This window comes from Dorea formicigenerans (assembly GCF_025150245.1).
GTDB lineage: Bacteria > Bacillota > Clostridia > Lachnospirales > Lachnospiraceae > Dorea > Dorea formicigenerans.
Map to the genome: position 1 here is coordinate 2,948,565 of NZ_CP102279.1, position 23,417 is coordinate 2,971,981.

The 23,417-nt window shown below is 41.7% G+C and carries 18 protein-coding genes; 8 read left to right on the forward strand and 10 right to left on the reverse strand.

The window, feature by feature from the left end; translation table 11 throughout:
• Positions 1 to 563: 563 nt before the first annotated feature.
• A complete protein-coding gene (locus NQ560_RS14370; RefSeq protein WP_040015632.1) occupies positions 564 to 890 on the forward strand; it encodes a hypothetical protein in 327 nt (108 codons plus the stop codon).
• 159 nt (positions 891 to 1,049) lie between these two features.
• Here the strand turns inward: NQ560_RS14370 and spoVG are convergent, their stop codons facing one another.
• Genes spoVG through NQ560_RS14385 form a run of 3 tightly spaced genes read right to left on the reverse strand, consistent with a single transcriptional unit; the run spans position 1,050 to position 3,754 of the window.
• Positions 1,050 to 1,331 (reverse strand): septation regulator SpoVG, encoded by a 282-nt coding sequence (gene spoVG, locus NQ560_RS14375; protein WP_005335177.1) that lies wholly within the window; start codon positions 1,329 to 1,331, stop codon positions 1,050 to 1,052.
• A 33-nt stretch (positions 1,332 to 1,364) separates the two neighbouring features.
• Positions 1,365 to 2,483 (reverse strand): glucose-1-phosphate adenylyltransferase subunit GlgD, encoded by a 1,119-nt coding sequence (gene glgD / locus NQ560_RS14380; RefSeq protein ID WP_005335175.1) that lies wholly within the window; start codon positions 2,481 to 2,483, stop codon positions 1,365 to 1,367.
• Positions 2,480 to 3,754, reverse strand: a complete 1,275-nt coding sequence (locus NQ560_RS14385) for a glucose-1-phosphate adenylyltransferase (RefSeq protein ID WP_040015631.1) — start codon at positions 3,752 to 3,754, stop codon at positions 2,480 to 2,482. Before NQ560_RS14385 ends, glgD begins: the two co-directional genes overlap by 4 nt.
• A gap of 288 nt (positions 3,755 to 4,042) precedes the next feature.
• On the opposite strand from NQ560_RS14385, the gene murC reads away from it, so the two are divergent.
• From murC to NQ560_RS14405, 4 genes are all read left to right on the forward strand, one after another.
• The gene (murC, locus tag NQ560_RS14390) at positions 4,043 to 5,422 is read left to right on the forward strand and encodes a UDP-N-acetylmuramate--L-alanine ligase (RefSeq protein ID WP_040015630.1); all 1,380 of its coding nucleotides are present in this window, start codon (positions 4,043 to 4,045) and stop codon (positions 5,420 to 5,422) included.
• Positions 5,423 to 5,558: 136 nt separating this feature from the next.
• Positions 5,559 to 6,608 (forward strand): DnaD domain protein, encoded by a 1,050-nt coding sequence (locus NQ560_RS14395; RefSeq protein ID WP_005335169.1) that lies wholly within the window; start codon positions 5,559 to 5,561, stop codon positions 6,606 to 6,608.
• A 27-nt stretch (positions 6,609 to 6,635) separates the two neighbouring features.
• The gene (locus NQ560_RS14400) at positions 6,636 to 7,649 is read left to right on the forward strand and encodes an ATP-binding protein (RefSeq protein WP_005335164.1); all 1,014 of its coding nucleotides are present in this window, start codon (positions 6,636 to 6,638) and stop codon (positions 7,647 to 7,649) included.
• The gene (locus tag NQ560_RS14405; RefSeq protein WP_005335161.1) at positions 7,636 to 8,823 is read left to right on the forward strand and encodes a ribose-phosphate pyrophosphokinase; all 1,188 of its coding nucleotides are present in this window, start codon (positions 7,636 to 7,638) and stop codon (positions 8,821 to 8,823) included. The genes NQ560_RS14400 and NQ560_RS14405 overlap by 14 nt, the downstream gene beginning before the upstream one ends.
• 64 nt (positions 8,824 to 8,887) lie before the next feature.
• On the opposite strand, the gene NQ560_RS14410 is transcribed toward NQ560_RS14405, so the two are convergent.
• The 6 genes from NQ560_RS14410 to NQ560_RS14435 all read right to left on the reverse strand — a co-directional run bounded on the left by NQ560_RS14410 (position 8,888) and on the right by NQ560_RS14435 (position 16,098).
• Positions 8,888 to 10,462, reverse strand: a complete 1,575-nt coding sequence (locus NQ560_RS14410) for an ATP-binding protein (RefSeq protein ID WP_005335159.1) — start codon at positions 10,460 to 10,462, stop codon at positions 8,888 to 8,890.
• A gap of 1 nt (position 10,463) precedes the next feature.
• Entirely contained in the window at positions 10,464 to 11,519 is a 1,056-nt protein-coding gene (locus NQ560_RS14415; protein WP_081445681.1) for a metallophosphoesterase family protein, read from the reverse strand.
• Complete coding sequence (locus NQ560_RS14420; protein WP_005335156.1) at positions 11,419 to 12,672, reverse strand: sensor histidine kinase; 1,254 nt, start codon at positions 12,670 to 12,672, stop codon at positions 11,419 to 11,421. Before NQ560_RS14420 ends, NQ560_RS14415 begins: the two co-directional genes overlap by 101 nt.
• Positions 12,662 to 13,351: a VanR-ABDEGLN family response regulator transcription factor gene (gene vanR / locus NQ560_RS14425; RefSeq protein WP_005337379.1), complete on the reverse strand. Its 690-nt coding sequence runs from the start codon at positions 13,349 to 13,351 to the stop codon at positions 12,662 to 12,664. Before vanR ends, NQ560_RS14420 begins: the two co-directional genes overlap by 11 nt.
• A 126-nt stretch (positions 13,352 to 13,477) precedes the next feature.
• Entirely contained in the window at positions 13,478 to 14,869 is a 1,392-nt protein-coding gene (gene asnS, locus NQ560_RS14430) for an asparagine--tRNA ligase (protein WP_040015708.1), read from the reverse strand.
• A gap of 257 nt (positions 14,870 to 15,126) precedes the next feature.
• Positions 15,127 to 16,098 (reverse strand): polysaccharide deacetylase family protein, encoded by a 972-nt coding sequence (locus NQ560_RS14435; protein ID WP_005335144.1) that lies wholly within the window; start codon positions 16,096 to 16,098, stop codon positions 15,127 to 15,129.
• 254 nt (positions 16,099 to 16,352) lie between these two features.
• Between NQ560_RS14435 and NQ560_RS14440 the strand changes: the two genes are divergently transcribed.
• The 3 genes from NQ560_RS14440 (at position 16,353) to NQ560_RS14450 (ending at position 20,670) form a co-directional block, all read left to right on the forward strand.
• Positions 16,353 to 17,681 (forward strand): amidohydrolase, encoded by a 1,329-nt coding sequence (locus tag NQ560_RS14440; RefSeq protein WP_005335142.1) that lies wholly within the window; start codon positions 16,353 to 16,355, stop codon positions 17,679 to 17,681.
• Between the two features lie 175 nt (positions 17,682 to 17,856).
• Complete coding sequence (locus NQ560_RS14445) at positions 17,857 to 19,242, forward strand: YfcC family protein (RefSeq protein WP_005335140.1); 1,386 nt, start codon at positions 17,857 to 17,859, stop codon at positions 19,240 to 19,242.
• 270 nt (positions 19,243 to 19,512) lie between these two features.
• Positions 19,513 to 20,670 (forward strand): M20 family metallopeptidase, encoded by a 1,158-nt coding sequence (locus tag NQ560_RS14450; protein WP_005335138.1) that lies wholly within the window; start codon positions 19,513 to 19,515, stop codon positions 20,668 to 20,670.
• 135 nt (positions 20,671 to 20,805) lie between these two features.
• Here NQ560_RS14450 and NQ560_RS14455 read toward each other — a convergent pair whose 3' ends face one another.
• Positions 20,806 to 23,247 carry a cation-translocating P-type ATPase gene (locus tag NQ560_RS14455; RefSeq protein ID WP_005335136.1) on the reverse strand — a complete coding sequence of 814 codons (2,442 nt, stop codon included), beginning with the start codon at positions 23,245 to 23,247 and terminating at the stop codon, positions 20,806 to 20,808.
• Positions 23,248 to 23,417: the final 170 nt, after the last annotated feature.

Below are 23,417 nucleotides of genomic sequence, written 5' to 3' on the forward strand. Positions count from 1 at the left end.
CGTTTTATTACAGCACTATGTTACACTACGTCTACATCAAATTTCGGGCAAGATATTTTCATTATGTTTCAATGCCCACAGAAATCCTTAGCCAAGATTTCATTTCTGAATTTCATTTGCTTTTTCAGCAAAGATTACTCAGATTTTTGATGAAGTTACTCGTTCACCGCAGCTTTCAGTGATTCCCGGCACTAATACAGCTACACTTTCACCGGACAAATGATACGGTACTTCTGAATTTAATTACATTTTCTCATCATATAATCTTTATACATTGTTTTTTTATACTCAAAATGTTAAAATGTATTCAGATAGTTTCCATATCAGATTCGTCCAGAGAGGAGACCTATGGAAACAAACAACACACCAACTTCAAATGGGGTACAGAATTCCATCGTGTCTTTTTGAGTGATGTCTTCGGAGATTACATACCAAGTTTTCATTACCTGGTCGTTCCGCTAAACAAATATTCCAAACAGGATCTAGTTCTTCTTCATAAACTGAATATACCTGATGAAGAAGTTTATGAGGTTACAGACCAAATCACAAGGAGGAAATTCAGTATGATGTTTGATAATTTTCAGGCTTACGATGTTCAAGAGACGAGGCGAGTCAGTCGCGAAGAAGGACGGCTTGAGGGACGAATCGAAGGCGAACGTGCCGGTCGAATCGAAGGCGAACGTACCGGTCGAATCGAAGGCGAACAACTTCATTTAATCAAACTGGTTATCAAAAAGATAGAAAAACAATGCTCTGCTGCTCAGATTTCTGAAATTCTCGAAGAACCACTGGATATCATTCAGCAGATCTATGACATTGCCCTCTGTCAGGCACCTGATTACAATGCTGATAAGATTTTAAAAGAACTGAACTCGAAAACTGTTTCGTGATTTAAATCAAATCTACGCGGATTTTCGCACAAGAATATTTTTAAATAGCTGAAACAAAGAAGCGGGATATGCCTCCAATTACATATCCCGCTTCTTCGTTTCATTTTCTTTTTTCAATTTTCCTTAAGCTTCTGTTCGTATGTCCTCTATTCACACAAACTAGATAACGGCTTCCTCAGGTGCCTCTTCTAATACTTTTTCGTAATTCTCGAGGATGATGCTTTGAATCTTTTCGCGAGTTCCGGAATTGATTGGATGAGCAATATCTCTGTATTCTCCATCTACTGCCTTTTTACTTGGCATAGCAATAAAAAGTCCTTTTTCCCCTTCAATAACTTTAATATCATGTACAACGAATTCTTCATCCATCGTGATTGATACTACTGCTTTCAATTTTCCTTCCTTCGCTACTTTTCTTACTCTTACATCTGTTATCTGCATGTTATTGCCCCTTTCTATCTAGGCGCACTGATCTTACAGTGCGTACCTCTCGTTCTTTTCGACAACCACTTTTATCCCGTTTGTTCCAACGTGACGTGTGTTGGCTCTGATTGTATCACGGCTTTCCACGATGCAGTTTTCAATGTAAGTATTATCCCCAAGATACACATCATTTAAAATAATTGAATTTTTGATCACACAGTTATTTCCCACAAATACCTGCTTAAATATTACGGAATTCTCCACAGTTCCGTTGATAATGCTTCCGCTTCCTACCAGACTGTTCTTGACAGACGCGCCTGGGTTATATTTTGCAGGAGGCAGGTCGCTGACTTTTGAATAAATTTCCGGATCTTGCTTGAAGAAATAATTTCTTACTTCCGGCTTCAAGAAGTCCATATTAGTCTTATAATAAGCATCTACAGTTGCAATATTGCTCCAGTAATGATCAATCTTGTAACCATAGATCTTCTTCAGATTCTTATAACGGATCAGAACATCATTGACGAAGTCAAACCTTTCTTCTTCCGCTGCATGCTCAATCAGATCAATCAGTAATCTTCTTCTGATCACATAGATTCCTGTTGAAATCATGTTTGATTTTGTCACCATCGGTTTCTCTTCAAACTCTGTTATACGCATATCGTCATCCATTCGGATTGTTCCGAATCGGCTCACATCATCTGATGGATCCATCTCTTTGCATACTACCGTAACGTCAGCCTTTTTGTCAATATGATACTGAAGAACTTTACTGTAATCCATCTTATATACCGCATCTCCGGATGCTATAACAACATACGGTTCATGACTCTTTTTCAGGAAATCCATATTCTGGTAAATGGCATCGGCCGTTCCGCGATACCAGTATCCATTATCATTTGTAATGGTCGGTGTAAATACGTACAGTCCACCCTGCTTTCTTCCGAAATTCCACCATTTTGAAGAATTCAAATGTTCATTTAAGGAACGGGCATTATATTGCGTCAACACCGCAACTTTCTGAATATGAGAATTCGTCATATTACTAAGTGCAAAATCAATGGATCGATAGCTTCCTGCAATTGGCATTGCTGCTACTGCTCTTTTGTGAGTCAGCTCTTTCATCCTGTTATTGTTACCGCCTGCTAAAATAATTCCTACTGCTCTCATGCTATCTCACCCGCCTTTATTAATGTTTCTCCACTTCCAAGTACTCCGTCCGGATAATCTTCTTTGTTCGTAATTCCACTGATTGCGGTGTTCTTACCAATCTGTACGTGATCCGGGATTACAGAATTCTCTCCGATCGTTACAAGTCCAAATGAGTAGACTGCCGGTTTTAATTTATTTGGTTCTTCACTGCCGATTCCAAGGATCGCGCCTTCGCCAATCTTCGTATTCTCAGCTATGATAGATTTATCGATCACACAGCCTTTTCCAATCATACAATCGCTCATGATGATTGAATCTCTCACTACCGCACCTTCTTCAATTGTGACTCCGGCACTGATAACACAATTATGTACCTCTCCATAAATCTCGCAGCCATTGCCGATAATGCTTCGGTCTATCACAGCATTCTCTGCAATGTACTGAGGCGGAAGTATAGCATTGTTAGTGTAAATCTTCCAAAATTCTTCATAAAGGTTAAATTCCGGTATAATATCGATCAGCTCCATATTAGCCTGCCAGTAAGATCCCAGTGTTCCAACATCTTTCCAGTATCCATTGTATTCATAAGCAAACAGGCGCTCACCCTTCTCATGACAATACGGAATGATATGCTTTCCAAAGTCACATCCAGGCTCGTCCTTCAATGCTACAAGAGCTTCTTTTAATGCTTTCCAGCTAAATATGTAGATTCCCATTGATGCCAGATTACTCTTCGGCTGTGGCGGTTTCTCTTGAAATTCTGTAATCTTACCGCTATCATCGGTGATTACAATTCCAAAACGGCTTGCCTCTTCTATCGGAACCGGCATAGCCGCGATTGTAACATCTGCATTGTTCTCCTTATGATAATCAAGCATCACCTGGTAATCCATCTTATAAATGTGATCTCCAGATAAAATTAATACATAATCTGGATGGAACGATTCCATGTATTCCAGATTCTGATAAATGGCATTCGCTGTACCTGTATACCACTCACTGCTTGTACTCTTCTCATATGGCGGAAGAATCGAAACACCACCGATGCTTCGATCCAAATCCCATGGGATACCTATCCCGATATGTGAATTCAAACGTAATGGCTGATACTGTGTCAATACACCTACAGTATCAATTCCTGAATTAATACAGTTACTTAGCGGAAAATCAATGATTCTGTATTTTCCACCAAATGCAACAGCTGGTTTCGCAACTTTTGATGTCAGAACACCAAGTCTGCTGCCTTGTCCTCCTGCCAGGAGCATTGCTATCATTTCCTTTTTCCTCATGTCTTCACCCCTTCTCAGTAGTCTGTGATAAATATTATACCATATATGTTCCATTTCGTGAACATATTTTACAAAACATTTGAATAATTTCTCCGCTTTTTATGAAAATATTACAAAAAATTGCGGGTTGGATTTTTTCTCATATATGTATATAATAATAAGTTAGAAAGAATTATTATTTGGATTGTGAAAGTGTGCCGCACAGAGCAATCCAACGATACTACAAACGGGATTTTTCCCAACACAATTTGCCTATATTATTATATATATGAGGAAGGAATCTTAATTATGTATAAAATTAATTTTGACCAGCCAGTACACGTACATTTTATCGGAATCGGCGGTATCAGCATGAGCGGACTTGCCGAGGTACTTTTAGAAGAGAACTTTACTGTTTCCGGATCTGACAACAAAGAATCTGCTCTGACAGATCATCTTGAAAAAGCCGGCGCACAGATTTTCTATGGACAGAAAGCTTCTAATATTATAGATGGTATCGATGTAGTTGTATATACGGCTGCAATTCATAAAGACAATGAAGAATATCAGGCTGCAGTTCAAAAAGGACTCCCGATGCTGACACGTGCTGAACTTCTCGGACAGCTTATGACAAACTACGATATTCCAATCGCAGTTTCCGGAACTCACGGAAAAACAACAACAACTTCTATGATTTCACACATTCTTTTGGCCGGAGAGATGGATCCGACTATTTCTGTTGGCGGAATCTTAAAAGCAATCGGTGGAAATATCCGTGTCGGTAATTCCGAGATTTTTGTTACGGAAGCATGCGAATATACAAACAGTTTCCTTAGCTTCTTTCCTAAGATCAGTGTGATTCTGAATATTGACGAAGATCATCTGGACTTCTTCAAGGATCTGGAGGATATCCGCAACTCTTTCCACAGATTTGCAAAGCTGCTTCCAAAAGACGGAACACTTGTTATCAATGGTGACATTGATCGTCTGGATGAGATTACAGGAGATCTTGACTGCAAACTCGTAACTTACGGAACGAATCCTTCCGCAACTTATCATGCTGCAAATGTAACTCATGACGAACTCGGCGAAGCATCCTTTGACCTGGTAAAGAATGGTGAATTTGTAGATCGTATTTCCTTATCTGTAAGTGGAGACCATAATGTATCCAACGCACTTGCCGCACTTGCTGTTGCAGATCTTCTGGATGTAAATGTCTCCGTTGCCAAAAAGGGACTGAAAGAATTTCACGGTACAGACCGTCGTTTTGAATACAAAGGCGAGACTAATGGTGTGACGATCATTGATGACTATGCACATCATCCGACAGAGATTGCTGCAACACTGACTGCTGCGACCCATTATCCGCATCGTGAGATCTGGTGCATTTTCCAGCCTCATACTTATACACGTACAAAAGCTCTCTTCCCGGAATTCGTTGAGGCACTTTCACATACAGATCATGTGATCATGGCTGATATTTATGCAGCAAGAGAAACGGATACTCTCGGAGTGTCTTCTAAGCAGATTGCAGATGAATTGAAGGCAAAAGGATGCGATGCATACTACTTCCCAAGCTTTGAAGAGATAGAAAATTTCTGTCTGACACATTGTCAAAAAGGGGATGTGTTGATAACTATGGGAGCCGGAGACGTTGTAAACATTGGGGAAACGCTTCTTGGAAGATAGTTATCCACATTTTCCACAGATTTTTATCCACAAAAAACCCGATTTTTGCGTCAAAAATTTCTTTTTTAATGGTACTTCCGATGCTATAATAGCTGTGCAATGAAGCGAATGATACTTGAGGAGGACCTGAAAAGGCATGAGAAAATTAACACTTACAAACCACGTGCAGAGTGATACAACTGTACTGGAGAACGAATTTATCGATCATTATATGGCAGAGGCGAACGGGGAATACGTGAAGGTATACCTTATTCTTTTGCGCCATCTGAATGAGCCTTCAGGAACTCTGACAATTTCAAAGATTGCAGATTTATTAGATATTACAGAAAAAGATGTGATCCGTGCATTGAACTACTGGAAAAAGAAAGGGTTACTGGATTATGACATGCCTGTAGACGGAGAGACTCCGGCGATTCCGGCACAGCCGCGTATGACAGAAGAACCATCTGCACCGGAACCGGCTGCTCCTTCTATTCAGCCGGCACCGACAACTACAGATGTATCCAGTATTGAGCAGTACCGCTCTCGTAAAGAGTTCAAAGAACTTCTTTTTGTTGCAGAGCAGTACCTTGGCAAGACGCTGTCCCATTCTGACGTAGAATCTATTACATATTTTTACGAGACTTTACATATGTCTGCAGATCTTATCGAATACCTGATCGAGTACTGTGTAGAGAACGGTCATACAAGCATGCACTATATTCAGAAGGTTGCTCTTTCCTGGTGTGAACGCCACATTAAGACGGTTTCTGAAGCAAAAGCAAGCTCTATGGCATACAATAAGAACTGCTATTCTATTCTCGGAGCTTTCGGCATTAAAGGACGCGCTCCTGCACCGTCTGAGATGGAATACATCAAGCGCTGGACTTCCGAATATGGGTTCTCTCTGGATCTGATCCTGAACGCATGCGCCAGAACTATGAATGCAATTCATCAGCCAAGCTTTGACTATACTGAATCTATTCTGAAAAAATGGCTGGAGCAAAGTGTTAAGAACATTCAGGATATCGAAACCCTGGATGCCGGATTTATCCGCGAAAAAGAAGCCCGTGAAAAAGAACGCCGTGAAAAAGAACTTCAAAGAAAAAGTGCCGCTAAAATCACACCGGCACCAACAAAGTTCAACAACTTCGAGAATCGTTCTTATGATATGAGCGATCTTGAGCGCAAGCTGTTACAGCAATAAACTATATAATAAGGAGCATTTTCGTCCATGGCATTATCAAATTCCCAGTACGATCAATTGATGCGCGATTATGAGCAATTACAACTGGATAACGAGCATGAACTTCGTCTTCGTTTTGATGAAGTTTATGCGAAGATTCCAAAGCTTCGCACAATTGATGACACGATTTCTTCTCTGAGTGTTGAAAAAGCAAAGCGACTGCTGGAAGGAGACGAAGATGCTCTTTCTTCATTTCATGAAAAGCTCCTGACATTAACTGGCGAAAAGCAGAAGCTTCTTACGTCTCACGGATTTCCATCTGATTATCTTGAAAAGCATTATCACTGTCCAGACTGTCAGGATACCGGATATATTGGAACACACAAGTGCCACTGTATGAAAAAGGCAATTATCGAGCTTCTATATAACGACTCGAACTTGAAAGGAATTTTAGAGCAGGAAAATTTTCACACATTTTCTCTGGACTACTATTCCAAAAGCCATATTGATCCGCTGACCGGAAGATCGGCAAGAGACGCCATTGAAACCGCACTTCGTGTCTGTCATCATTTTATTGATACATTTTCCAGTGAATTTCATAATATTCTTTTATATGGAGATACTGGTGTTGGAAAGACATTTCTCACTCACTGTATTGCAAAGGAATTAATGGATCACTCTTATTCAGTTATTTATTTTTCTGCAGCAGGGCTTTTTGATTTTCTTGCTAAGAATACTTTTGGTAAAAGAGATGAGATCGATGAAGATGCGCTCTCCCATATTTGCAGCTGTGACTTGCTAATTATTGATGATCTTGGCACAGAGCTCGCGAATAGCTTTACGGTTTCACAATTATTTGTTATACTTAATGAGCGAATCTTACGAAAGGAAGCGACAATCATATCTACGAACCTGTCGCTCGAAGATATAAAAGCAATTTATTCTGAACGAATTTTTTCACGTATCAGCAGCAGCTATTCTATGCTCCGTCTGACCGGTGACGATATCAGAATTCAAAAAAAATTATTAAACCTAGGAGGTACAAAAGATGTTACGCCGTAACGAACGTAATCTTGACAACATCCCTGCAGGAACACTTGGAATCATCGCAATTGATGGCTGCCAGGCGATGGGAAAGGAAGTCGATCATTTCATCACTACATGGCGCCATGAAGATGGACACAAATTCATGGATGATGTAGTATTCAGTGGATATCAGAGAGATTCTTATCTCGTAAATGCTCATGTACCACGTTTTGGTTCCGGGGAAGCCAAAGGTGTGATTGATGAGTCTGTCCGTGGTATGGATCTTTACATTTTGGTCGATGTCTGCAACTACAGCCTGACATATTCTATGAGTGGAAACACAAATCATATGTCACCAGATGATCATTATCAGAACTTAAAGAGAATTATCGCTGCTGTCGGTGGTAAAGCAAAACGTATCAACGTTATCATGCCATTCCTCTATGAAAGCCGTCAACATAAGAGAAGCTCTCGTGAGTCTCTGGACTGCGCACTCGCACTTCAGGAGCTGACACACATGGGCGTTGATAATATTATTACATTTGATGCACACGACCCTCGTGTACAGAACGCAATCCCGCTTTCCGGATTCGAGACAGTGCGTCCAACTTATCAGTTTGTAAAAGGATTATTAGATCGCTACGATGACTTGATCATCGACAGTGACCACATGATGGCGATCAGCCCAGATGAGGGTGCTACAGAGCGTGCTGTATATCTGGCAAACGTTCTAAACCTGGATATGGGTATGTTCTATAAGAGACGTGATTACACACGTGTGGTAAATGGACGCAACCCAATCGTTGCTCATGAGTTCCTTGGTTCTTCTGTAGAAGGAAAAGATGTTATTATTCTGGATGACATGATTTCTTCCGGAGACAGCATCCTGGATGTTGCAAAACAGTTAAAGAGCCGCAATGCAAAACGTATTTTTGCCGCTGCTACATTTGGACTCTTTACAAATGGACTGGATAAGTTCGATGAAGCCTATGAAAGTGGTCTGATTGATGGAGTCTTAACAACGAATCTGATTTACCAGACACCGGAACTTCTTTCCAGACCTTATTATATCAACTGTGATATGAGTAAATATGTTGCTCTTATGATTGATACTCTGAACCACGACGGATCTATCAGTGATATTCTGGATCCTAGTGAGAGAATTCAGGTATGCGTTGAGGAATACAAGAAAGCTCACGGTCAGTTATAACAGCTGCGTCTGATATAAAAAGCAGATAAATGAATGTAGTTACATTCATTCATCTGCTTTTTGTCTACTGTAATTTTATATAATTACAATTTTTAACTCCCATTTCGGAAAGTATCTTCATCTCTCTTTTCTGACAGGTGAACAATAATACCTGTTTTCCACTTTTCGCAAGCCATTCCAGCACACTTTCCAGCCGTTCCTCGTCATAACTTACAAATGTATCATCCAGAATCACCGGAAGTTCTTCTTCTAACAGTACTTCTGATGCTGCCATTCGAAGTGCAAAATATACTTGCTCTGCTGTCCCCTGGCTGACTCTTGCAATATCTACCTTGCGCCCTTCACTCAGTAAGCTGATATTTAATCCTTCTTCTACATTTAATCGGGTATATTTCCCTTCTGTAATAAATTCCATAATCTCTGAAACCCGGTCATTTAATTTTCCTCGAAGCTTCTTCTGCATCTCTCCAGAAAGTTCCTGAATTTTATCAATCGCAAGCTGTCTTGCCTCCGCCTGGGCATTCAGAATTCTCTCCTCATCACTAATCCCGTCTAACTCTTCCAGGTCTTCCTTTAGATTGGAATAACGTACCCGCTTATCCCCAAGCTCCAACGCATTTCTCTCCAGTTCCCATTTCAGACGGTCTGTAGGAATCTTCTCCTCTTGAGGTGTAATCTCCTCCAAAATTTTTTCCGGCTCTGTCTTCTCAACTTTTTTACTGATCTTCATCCGGTTCCACACATAGATGCTGGAAAGCAATACTAAAATAATTGCGACCAGATAATTCCACGGACGTTTCAAAAGCCACGCACACAGAACCACTGCCAGTACCGCTACCAATATTTCCAATGGATGTACTCTCCATTTAGATGGCCGTATCTCATCTATCATGTGTTTGGGTTCTTCTTCATCCTGCTTAAGCAACAGCCTGGATTCTCGCTCCCGCACTTTTCTAAACTCAATCTCTTCTTCCAAATGTGCCTGTTCTTCTTCCAGTTTATGAATATCACGCCACACATAAGACATTTCCTGAGAAATGTGTTCTCTTTTATCCTGGCGTTTTTCCATTTGCTTTTGCATCTCATGCAAACTTTCTTTTTTCTGCTCTTTCAAATAATCTATAGCTGCCGCCAGATCAAGTTCCCCATCTCCGGTCGCATAATAATTAGATGCATAATTTTTCAATTCCTCGGAGAGCGTCATTCCAGGCTTTACCCTCATCTGTGCCATAGCCATCGTATCATCATAAATTTGTGGACTCAAATCACCCATGAGCATCTGAAGATCTCCATCTTTCACAGACAATTCTTCTGCATCTTCCAGACAGACAAGCGTCTCATTTTTCCCATACCGGTCAAAATTTCTGGACAGAAGAAATTCCTTATCTCCTGATTCAAATTTCATTTCCCCACAATAATAATTCGGATTTTCCCACGGTTCATATCTGGAAAATGCATCCTGCGCCGCAGCTCTTCCACGCCCTCGTTCCAACCCAAAAAGCATAGCTCTGATAAACGTATAAAGGGTAGACTTTCCAGACTCATTTTCTCCATATATCACATTCATTCCATCTGAGAAATGAATTTCTTTATTTGTAAACTTTCCAAAGTTCTTAAGTCTCAACTCTTTGATTTTCATATTAGCCTCTTCTTGTCTCCATCAATGCCCGCACTCCCTCACAAAGCACCTGATGTTCCAGACTATTCTCAGGATACTGTTCCAGCTCTGCCACAAATGCCCCAAGAATATTTCCCTTATTTGCTTCTTTCAACTTATCGAACTGATACGCCGGTCGTGTCTGATCTGTAATCTCGATCACATTTCCATATGGATCCAGCGTGTCCACGTTGTAGGAAATTTCCGGGTCACGCATTCCGTCCAGAATAATCTTGTAAATATTTTCCTTTCCTTTTTCATCTATAACTTTCGCAACTGTCTCTTTTAGTTCATGCTCTGTCATAGACGGATTTACTTCGATCGTCTGATGTATGTAAGATCTCATTGCAAATGGTACGAATCTTATCCTGCATCCCTTGGTCGTGATCTCTCCGTAAATGTATCCGTGCGCTCCAGTATCGTTTTTATCGATTGGCTCCAACGCTCCAGCGTAAGCAATTTTATCCGGACAGATAATCTGCGGTTTATGGATGTGCCCCATTGCAATATAATCATAACCAAGCCCCAGCAGATTTTCTTTCTTTATCGGAATATGGCTGTCATCTCCTCCGTGCGCAAGCAAAATCTCATATGGCTGTCGCCGCTGTGCAAATGCATCACAATAGCATTCCTCTGTAATCTGTTTCGTATCATAGCTCATGCCATAGATTGCCAGACTGTATGCTGGAAATTCCACGCATTGAATCTCCCTGTCCAGAATCATATGCACATTTTTTGACCACTGAAACGTCCGATAATAAGAATCTCTCTTCAGATAATCATGGTTTCCTGCAATGATAACCACCTCAGTCATGGTCAGTTTTGAAAAAAGATAATCCAGTTCTTTTAGTTCCCGTCTGAGCGGCTGCCTGTGAAACAAGTCGCCTGCAATCAGAAGCATTTCCACATGCTTACTTTCACAGACTTCGAGTACTCGTTCAAGACTGGTCCATATCTCCTTTTCCCGCTTTTCCTTTCGGGAGCTTCCAATGTACGGGTCTGCCCCCAAATGTATGTCTGCGATGTGTATGAATCTCATTTTTACTTCCCTCTTCATTTTCTTCCAGTTCATTTTCCGACGGCAGTGTCACAATAAATTGCGTATGTAAATCGTCACTTTTCGCCATGATCTGTCCATCATGTAGTTCCACAATCTCTTTTGCAATCGCAAGACCAAGTCCTGCTCCTCCGGTTCCGGTCGACCTGGAATTATCTACCCGGTAAAATTTTTCAAAAATCGTCTGCAGCATATCTCCCGGAATCCGGTCTCCGCTGTTTGTAAATGTAATCTCGATTTTATTATTTTTCATTCTGGCCTGAATCTCAATTTTGGTATTCTCATAACAATATGCAATGGCATTTCTCAAAATATTATCAAAGACACGGGCAAGCTTGTCCGGATCGCCGTAAACTTCCAGATTCTCTTCCACATCCACATCACAAGTAAGCTTTTTTTCCTGAAGTACGCCATAAAGTTCGTCTGCAATCTGCTCCAGCATCATGGTCAAGTTGATCTTCACCGACTCCAGCTCGATATTCTGCAAATTGTACCTTGTAATGTCAAAAAACTCATTAATTAATTCACCGAGACGATTGGATTTCTCCAGAGCAATATGAATATATTTCTTTCGCTCCTCCTCCGGCATCTTTGGATATCCGTCCAACATACTTAAGTAAGCCACAATAGAAGTCAATGGTGTCTTTAAATCATGCGCCAGAAACAACACCAGATCATTTTTTCGTTTCTCGCCTTCCACTGACTCCAGCTCCTGCCGTTTCAGGGTAGCTTTAATCTCATTTAATCGAATCTCAATCGGTTTCAATTCTGTGATCAGGTGAATCGGTTCCGTAGATTCCGACAGAATATTTTCAATTCCCTCTCCCACCTGGTCCAGATACTTTGTCATTTTCGAAAGTGCCACATAGAAAAAAAGAGCAAACAAAAGCAAAAAGCCTACAACCATGAAAAATGTCTTGTTATCTCCTATCAATTTCCAATACAGGCTCCGTGCAGTCGGTTCACTCACTTGCAGTTTCGTCATTATTTTTACAAAATTCCTGGCGAAACTGTCATTATAAATTCCATCGATCACATAATTCAGCAAAAATCCACCCACCAGAACTGTCAGTGCCGTAACAAGCACCGTCTGCAAGAGAATACTGAATTTTAATTTACGATAATTATTCTTCAACCTTATATCCAACTCCCCATACAGTCTTAATGAAATCAGATTTTCCGGTAGGTCCATTCATTTTTTCCCGCAGATGCCGGATATGAACCATGACCGTATTGTTGCTGTTCTTATAGCATTCTTCCTTCCAAACCTTGTGGAATAACTCCTCAGAACTAATAACCTTGCCTCGGTTCTCACAGAGCAGCCACAGAATATCAAACTCAATCGGTGTCAGTGTCAGCGGCACTTCATTGTAAGTACACTCATGAGACTGCCGGTTCAGGAACAGACCGCCAAAATCAATCACATCCCCCTCGTCCTTCGTACCCTCATTGTACTGCGTATAGCGTCGAATCTGTGCTTTCACCCTGGCAACCAGCTCCAATGGATTGAAAGGCTTTGGAATATAATCATCAGCACCAAGTGTCAGACCCGTGATCTTATCCATATACTCCGTCTTCGCTGTCAACATGATCACAGGAAATGTATATTTCTCACGAATCTGCTTCAAAATCTGGAATCCGTCCACATCCGGAAGCATGATATCCAGAATCGCAAGATCAATCTTCGTACTGGCAATACAATCAAGCGCTTCCTGACCCGTATAAAATTTCAGCACATTATACTGATCATTCTTCAAGTATAACTCGATAACATCAGCAATCTCTTTCTCATCATCCACTACTAAAATATTCATACAATTCTCCTCTTTTTCAATTGGGGACGGGGTTTTTTCAAAAAAACCCCGTCCCCAATTGAACTTTAACCTGTCCCTTTCTGATTGTGTCAAACATTTTCTACAATTTCAGGGGCTATTTTTCTGTTATAACTCGCAGTTATTTACTGTTCTTGGGAATGGTACTACGTCACGGATATTGCCCATTCCTGTCAGATACATGATGCATCTCTCGAATCCAAGTCCGAATCCGGCATGTCTTGTGGATCCGTATTTTCTAAGGTCCATGTAGAATCCGTAATCTTCTGTCTTCATTCCGAGTTCTTCCATGCGTGTTGCAAGCTTCTCGTAATCGTCTTCTCTCTGGCTTCCTCCGATGATCTCACCAATTCCTGGTACGAGGCAATCGACTGCTGCCACGGTCTTTCCATCTGGGTTCTGTTTCATGTAGAATGCTTTGATATCTTTCGGATAATCTGTTACAAATACTGGGCGTTTGTATACTTCCTCTGTCAGATAGCGCTCGTGCTCTGTCTGAAGATCGATTCCCCATGATACTTTGAACTCGAATTTATCGTTGTGCTTCTTTAGAATCTCAATTGCATCTGTGTATGTGATTCGTGCAAATTCAGATGTTGCAACGTTGGTCAGTCGATCGATCAGCCCTTTGTCTACAAATGAATTGAAGAAATTCATCTCTTCCGGTGCGTTTTCCATCACATAATTGATGACATATTTTAACATGTCTTCTGCAAGGTCCATGTCGTCCTCCAGATCTGCAAATGCCATCTCAGGCTCTAACATCCAGAACTCTGCCGCATGTCTTGTTGTGTTGGAGTTCTCTGCGCGGAATGTAGGTCCAAATGTATAAACATTTCCAAATGCCTGTGCGTATGTCTCTGCATTTAACTGTCCGCTTACGGTAAGGCTTGTCTCTTTTCCGAAGAAATCCTGTGTATAATCTACTGCACCATCTTCTGTCTTCGGTACATTTTCCATGTCCATCGTTGTTACGCGGAACATCTCTCCGGCTCCTTCACAATCACTTCCTGTAATGATCGGTGTATGTACATACACGAATCCTCTCTCCTGGAAAAATTTGTGAAGTGCGTATGCCGTCAGGGAACGAACACGGAATACTGCCTGGAATGTGTTTGTTCTCGGTCTTAAATGTGCAATAGTACGAAGGTACTCAAAGCTGTGACGCTTCTTCTGAAGCGGATAATCCGGCGCGGAAGCACCTTCTACTGTTACAGTCTTCGCCTGAATCTCAAATGGCTGTTTTGCCTGTGGTGTTGCAACCAGTGTACCTGTTACAACAACAGCTGCTCCTACATTGAGTTTTGAAATCTCCTCAAAGTTCTCCATATCATCATGATATACGACCTGAAGTGGTGTAAAAAATGTTCCATCATTGATGACAATAAAGCCAAATGCTTTGGAGTCTCGGATACTTCTTACCCATCCCCCAACGGTAATTTCTTTATCCAGGTATGCTTCCTGGTTCTTGTATAATTCGCGAATTTCAATTAAATTCATACCAAATACTCCTTCTACTGTCTTAAAAATACTGTCTTCTGACGCCATGCATAGGAAATGCACCTTCCTATTATACAAAGAAATGTGTCAGATGCCATATATCGTTTATTATAGCACAGAAGTTGTGATTACCCAACCCCTGACTCGTGCGATTATTTACAATTCACCGATTATCTCACAGATTATTTACAATATCTTATTTACAATATTTACGATACTTACGATTATTTACAATTTATGACTGATTTATGTCTCAATTAGTTATTCACTCCATGATGCGCTACGAAGCTATCACGATCCAGTGCTTTAAATGTATATCCCAGTGACTGATAATGTTCTATAATCTGTGGCAATGCCTCTACGGTCGTCTGTTTTCCATGGGAATCATGACAAAGTAAAATGATGTTGTTAGAATCAAAGCTCGTTGCCTGCGCCACCAGTTCTTCGGTCGTTCTCACAGACCCATCGCCGGAACTTCCGTTCCAGTCATAATACTGATATCCACGGTTTTGTACTTCCTGCACAAGCGTGGACATGATTCCTGCTGTATATTTCTTTGATACAGTATTTGATGATCCACCCGGGAAACGGATAAAACATGGTACATAGCCAATCTCTTCCTGTACCATCTGCCCAATCTGATCCAGATCCTGAAAATACGCATCAACCGATGCATAAACCTTAGCATAATCATGTGAATATGTATGCATTCCAATTGTATGTCCCTTGTCATACGCAGCCTTTATCATATCTTTGTATTCCGGCATCTCACCTGTCACAAAAAATGTTGCCTTTGCATTATATTTATCCAGAATATCTAGAACTGCCTGTGTATTATCTGATGGTCCGTCATCCAATGTCAGATACACGATTTTCTCATCGGACTGTTCTGTCGTTCCGACTGAAACTCCCGGTTGCACTGCAAAATTACTACGGTCAGGAACTGACGCGTCTCTATCACCAGTCTCTTCTTCCGTACCCTCCGTCTCTTCTTCTATCTCATTTTCTTTCTGCGCAGTTTGGGGTGTCTGCTCTGTCTTTTTCGCCTTCTGATTATGAATCTTCGCAGCCTCTTTTACACTTTTATCTCTCTGAATAAAAATTGCCACTGCTGACATGATCAGCAGTACAAGAATAATCATTTCTATTGCTACTATTTTATTTCTTTTACCACCCTTGTTTTTCTTTCCGTTATCATTTTTTCCGGTCTTTTCTTCTCTATCTGACATATATCCTCCTATTTTATTTCACAAATCTATTGTTTCAAACCTTTTTGACTCTAATATCATTATATGCGACATAGCCACTTCTATCAAGACTGACCATTTGTATCCCCCGAAAATTATACGTTCAAGAACGCCTTCGGAATTGACATCCTACGAAAAATGTATAAAATTGACTTCAGAACCAACTAGTTCTGTTATCTGTAAAAAATATTGGGATAAAAGCTCCCCCACTATAAAAATACGACAGGAGGCATCTTATGACATCAACCGCAACATACCCTACTATCTCCAACTGGCTTGACAACCACAGAGATGAACTTATTCAGAAATCGTGCTATATCTTCGAACATCCGGAAACAGCTTACAAAGAAAAACTCTCTTCAAAATGTCTTGCAGATTACCTGGAAACACAGGGATTTCAAATAGAATGGAATACTGCTGGAATCGAGACTGCATTTACTGCGGCCTGGACCAATTCTGACATCGATATTACTAAAATCCAGCCAGCCGGGAAAAACGTTTCATCTTCTAACGAAGTTCCAATCATTGGTTTTCTCGCTGAATATGATGCTCTTCCGGAAATCGGACACGCATGCGGACACAATCTTCTTGGAACAGCAGTCTGCGCAGCTGCCTGTGCATTGAAAGCAGATTATGAATCCTCTGGTGAACCGATTGTAATTCGTGTTTACGGCTGCCCGGCGGAAGAGATCATGTCCGGAAAAATTATTATGGACGAACAGAATGTGTTCGATGACCTGTCCATCGCAGTGACCTGGCATCCATTCGACCGCAACCGTGTCAGCAATGACATCTGGCAGGCGCAGGACATTAAAAACTATACATTTCACGGAGTCAGCGCACATGCCTCCCGCTCACCGGAAAGCGGTCGCAGCGCCTTAGATGCTGCCGAGCTTATGAATATTGGCGTGAATTATCTCCGCGAACATGTAACAGATGACGTCCGCATGCATTATGCTTACATGGATAATGGTATTCCGGCAAATGTTGTACCTGACTTTGCAAAGACGAATTATTTTATCCGCTCTACCAAAAGAAGCCGCACGGAAGATGCAAGCAAACGCGTGGATGCATGTGCAAAAGGTGCAGCTATGATGACCGGAACAACTGTCGATATCGAATTAGTTGGAAGCTGCATGGAAATGAAAGTCAACCGTCCGCTAGTGGAAGTTTACTATGAAGCTATGACTCATATACCAACACCTGAATATACAGATGCAGAACTGGATTTTGCAAAAGACATTTCAGAAAAGGCCGGACTTATGAACAATGGAAAATATTTTGCAGGACTTTATCCGCTGGAGGACACGCCAGTTCCACTTTCCATTGGAACCGATGCCTCCCAGGTCAGCCATACCGTTCCCCTCATCACCATCAGCGCTGCTACTATGTGCCACGGCACCGCACTTCACCACTGGGCAGCCAGAGAACAGGCCGGCATGAGTATTGGGCATAAAGGTATGCTTTATGCAGCCAGATGTATGGCAGAAGGTACAAAATTGTTACTTTCTAAACCAGAATATTTACAGGCTGTGTGGGATTATCATAATGTTCCTCAAGACTAAATATGCACTTTCTGATGAGTATCTGACATTATAGAAATTATACTCAGGCAAAAGTGTAAAGAAATTGCAAAAAAATTCATATTTGTGTAAAAAAATTCATTGTAACCCTCCTCGAATAGTGCTAAAATGAAAACTGTTTTTTAGCACTTATGATTGAGGAGGATTTTAATTTACAATGGAAAAGAAAAAACGCTTTAAAATGCCACATGCGTATGTCATTATTTTCATAATGACAGTCATCACTGCAATTTTGGCTAACATTATTCCAGCCGGTACATTTGACCGTGTCGAAGACGCTTCCGGTAACTCTGTTGTTGTCGCAGACAGTTTTCATCATGTCGATAAAATCGGCTGCAGCATTTTTGATATGTTCAAATCTTTCCAGATTGGATTTGAAGACAGTGCACAGATTATTTTCTTTATCATCTTTGCATATGCATTTGTATATGTACTTTTAAAAAATGGTACATTTGACGCACTGGTTGGTTCTGTACTTCGTAAAGTTGGTAACCGTATCGAACTGATCATTCCGGTATGTATGATTTTATTCGGACTTCTCGGTTCCACCATGGGAATGTTTGAAGAGACTTACGGACTGATTCCTGTGTTTATCTCCATCGCCATGGCACTCGGATACGATGCCATCGTCGGCGGCAGTGTCATTTACCTCGGTGTCGCAGTCGGATTTGCCGCTGCAACCATCAACCCATTTACTATTGGTATCGCCCAGGAAGTTGCAGGCGTGAAGATGTTCTCCGGTCTTGGTTACCGTATTCTTTGCTTTGTCGTATTCATGGGCATCAGTATCTGGTATGTATGGCGCTATGCACGTAGAATCCAAAAGGATCCGACAAAATCTTACCTTTACGGAGAAAAGATTGAGACGCTCGAATGTGCTTCCCGTGAGGAAATGATGGAGATCAAGATGACAACCACTCACAAACTGAGCTGTCTGTTATTCGTATTTACAATTGGTATGCTTCTTTACGGAACGATCAAACTTGGCTGGTACATCGACGAAATTGCAACCCTGTTCATTATTATGACAATTGTATCCGGACTTGTATCCAGATTTACACCAAGTGAGATTGCAGATATTTTTATCGAAGCAAGTAAGGAAATGATGTATGGTGCACTTCTTGTTGGTATCAGCCGAAGCATCGCTGTTATCATGGAAAATGCACAGATCATTGATACCGTTGTATACTGGCTCGCTACCATGCTCCAGCATTTCCGCGGTATGGCAAGTGCAATGGGTATGTTATTTGCTCAGAACATTATCAACTTCTTTATCCCAAGTGGTGCCGGACAGGCTCTGATCACAATGCCAATCCTTGCCCCAGTCGGAGAAATGGTTGGTGTCAGCCGTCAGGTCAGCGTCCTGGCTTACCAGTTTGGTGATGGATTCTCTAACATTTTCTGGCCAACAAGCGTATTTATGATGTGCGGAATCATGAGACTGCCAATTAACAAATGGTATAGATTCGTAACACCACTGTTCCTGATCATTTTCGCTGCTTCAATCGTATTACTCGGAGCTGCGGTAGTGATAGGATATTAGTTACCGTTAATAGCATAGAGTGAAATAATCTTTCCCAGGCACGCTCTCGCTACCTTCCGCTGGCAGCGGTACATAAGGCGCTAAAGAACACCGCCTAAGTACCGGCCGCGTCAGAGTACCCGTTTCAAGATTATTTCACTCTTTTATATTGCGGTAAACCGGAAGTATGAGTGTGAGTATGGCTGTGCAAAGCTTTCTTTTTAGGGCTTTTGTAAGTCTTGATAGAGAAATGTGAAGCTGATATAAAATATTTTTTAAGGAGACTGTATAATGAATAAAGAAGAACTTTATCTTGCAGAGGATAATCTTGCTGCTGAGATTGAAGAAATCAGTGAGTTTGTGTTTAATCATGCGGAGCTTGGCAGTGAGGAATTTAAGTCCTGCAAGTATCTTGTTGAGAAATTAAAAGAGCATGGATTTACGGTAACTTGTCCGTATCTGAATCTTGATACTGCTTTTCGTGCAGAACTTTACTGTGGTGAGGGTCCGAAAGTTGCTGTGCTTCCGGAGTATGATGCGCTTCCGGGATATGGTCCGAACAAGGACGAGGTGGCCCACGCGTGCGGACATAACTGGATAGCCGCTTCCACACTCGGTGCTGCCCTGACTCTGGCAAAATTCAAAGATCAGATCAACGGAACGATTGTTGTCATCGGTGCCCCTGCCGAAGAGACAACCGGTGGTAAATGTGATATTGCCAACCGTGGCGGTTATGATGATATCGACGCTGCACTTCAGTTCCACTTAGGCGCTGAAAACAACATGAATATTATGACTCTGGCTATGGATTCTATTGAATTCCGCTTCCAGGGTACCGCCTCCCATGCAGCCGCTTATCCTGAAAAAGGTGTCAATGCTCTGGACGCTGTAAACCTGATGTTTGCAGGAATCAATGCAATGCGCCAGCAGACAAGAAATGACGCCCGTGTAGCAGGGATCATAACTTCCGGTGGTGCTGCATGTAATATTATTCCTGATTACGCAGCATGCCAATTCTACATTCGTGCAAAAGACCGCGCTTACTTGGAGGAACTGACTCAGAAAGTCATTAATTGTGCAAAAGGCGCAGAACTTATGACTGGTGCAAAACTGGAATACTTCAACTTCGAGAATTCTTATGATGACCTTGTATATCATGATGGACTTCGCGCCCTGATGCGTAAGAACTTAAATGATCTTGGGGTTACAGATTTCGTAGACAGTGATGAAGAAGCAAGTGGATCCAGTGACATTGGAAATGTATCTCATGTATGCCCGACCGTATACTGCGAGTTAGATACCGGTGCAAGACCGAAAGTATTTGCACATCACGAGACATTTCTGAAATATGTACATGGAAAAATGGCACGCCATACACTTCATACCGCCACAAAAGCATTGGCAGCTACCGCGCTGGACGTATTCGAAAATCCGGACATTGTAAAGTAATTAAAGAATCGACTAAAAAAGGTCCACCGGACCTTTTTGTCGTATGCTTGGCAACAAAAAATCCTGTAGATATTGTATATCATATACATATCTGCAGGATTTTTATATTTCTTATATTTCTTTTTTTCTATATTCTTAAAACTCTTCCACCGGCTTCTTATGTATCTTCATATGCAGCTTTCTTACTCCGCTGACAAGCTTTGTCAGATACCGGAACAATGGCTCTGTCGCAATAGAAAATACTACGAACAGCATAATGCATTTTGTGGACATTCCGGTAATCGCGAACAGCTTCGGCAGGAAAATGGAACAGCCTAAAAGTCCAATAACTGAACCTACCCATACACAGCCACGCAGCCAGTTGAATGGCTCACAGATTTTGAACAGAATCATAAATCCTACAATGGCAAGGAGCATCGTTCCTGCTGTGGAAATGTCTGTCTCTCCCAGTCCAAATGTCTGCCCAAAGACTGCCATGGCAGCTACCGCCAGTACGTCAGTCAGGCCGGCCGGCAGAGCTTTTAACACCACATTTGTCAGGAAATGTCCTTTGATCACATCTTTATTCGGCTGGAATGCCAGGAAGAATCCCGGAATTCCAATGGTGAACATGCTGATCAGTGAAATCTGTGACGGCTGTAATGGATAGCTCATCATAAATACAACCGAGAACAGGGACAACAGGAATGAGAAAATGTTCTTTACCAGGAACAGGCTGGCTGATCGCTGGATGTTGTTGACCACTCGCCTTCCTTCTAATACAACCGACGGCATACATGCAAAGTTGGACTCCAACAACACAACCTGCGCCGCCTGGCATGCCGCATCACTTCCCGATGCCATAGCTACGCTGCAATCCGCATCCTTAAGTGCCAGCACATCGTTAACTCCGTCACCGGTCATGGCAACAGTCTTTCCCTGATCTTTCAATGCTTGAACAAACTGACGCTTCTGCCCCGGTGTCACACGTCCAAATACCGTATATTTTGCAATCGCATTTGCAATATCTTCATCTGTCTGAAGTGTTGTCGCATCAACATATTCCTCTGCATTTACAATACCGGCTTCTTTTGCAACCTCTGATACAGTCAGCGGATTGTCACCGGAAATAACTTTGACTTCCACGCCCTGCTCTGCAAAGTATGCAAATGTCTCCGGTGCTTCTTTACGGATTGGATTTGCCAGAAGGACATATGCCATCGGCAGAACCTTTCCTGTCAATTTTCCGCCATCTAATGCTGCATCATAAGAGCCAAATACAAGTACACGATACCCTTTTCTTGCATACTCGCTGATATCCGGTTTGTAAGTATCATAATCCTCGCGGAGCACGAACTCCGGAGCTCCGATTACATAAGACTTCTCCCCGAACATGACTCCACTGTATTTTGTCACAGAAGTAAATGGAACAACCTTAGAGGCAGACTGTTCCGTCTTCTTTTTAAAATAATCCTTCAACGCCTCCATGGTGCTGTTATCGCTGCTCATGGCTCCCACAAAATCAGACAGAAGACCATTTAACTCCGGCATCTTCTCTGCATCATATTCCTTTGTCGGAATCATGTCTTTGACACTCATAGAATTCTCAGTGATCGTTCCTGTCTTATCCACACAAAGCACATTAACGCGAGCCAGCGTCTCAATACTCTTCATATCGTGAAGCAGAACTTTCTTATGAGCCAGTCTCATAGAACTGACAGCCAACGCCACACTTGCCAGCAGATATAATCCTTCCGGAATCATACCAAGAACTGCTGCCACCATGGAAACAATACTGTTTTGGAAGCTCTGATCATTAAAGAAAAATCCTTGTACAAACAACGTAATACCAATCGGAATCAACGCAATACCGACAAATTTTACCAACTTATCCAGTGAGCGGATCATTTCCGACTGCTCGCCTTTCTTCATAGCCTTCGCTTCCAATGTCAGCTTGGAAATGTAAGAGTCCACTCCGACTTTATCAAGACGGGCATGGCACTCTCCCGCTACCACAAAACTTCCGGACATAAGCTCCGCTCCCGGAGCTTTCGTAATCTCATCAGATTCACCAGTCAACAGTGATTCATTGACTCGCACTTCGCCGGATACTACAATTGCATCGGCACAAATCTGATTTCCCGCTTTGAATATTACAATATCATCCAGTACCAGTTCTTCTGAATCCACTAACGACTTTTTCCCGTCACGCACAACACTGGCATGCGGTGCATTTAACATGTTCAGCTTTTCCAATACATTTTTCGCACGAATCTCCTGCACGATACCAATTAATGTATTAAAAATAATGACTGGAAGAAATGTCAGATCACGAAATGAACCGACAAGACATAACAAAATTGCCAATACAAGAAAAATTAAGTTAAAGTAAGTACAGACATTTTCCCGGATAATTTCTTTCGTGGTCTGTGCCGGTGGTGCGACTGACACATTGCGCCAACCATCATCACGGTGCTGCTCCACCTGAGCCGCCGAAAGTCCCGCTTCGGGATCCGGATTATATCTCGGTGTCTCCCGGCGCTCTATCTCATAATCCTGCGGTTCTTCCAGAACCTCATGCTTTTTACGCAATGCCATAAATATTCCTCCTGTGTATCTGAAGCTTCAAGATATCTGCCCGTCGTTTTCTGGCAAATCTTAGAATCTATCATACAATATGAAAATTTTTCCTTTATGGTATTTATTATACATCGAAACCCTTTCCCAGACTATGAATTCTTTGTTAAAAAATTCTAAGAATTCCTTAA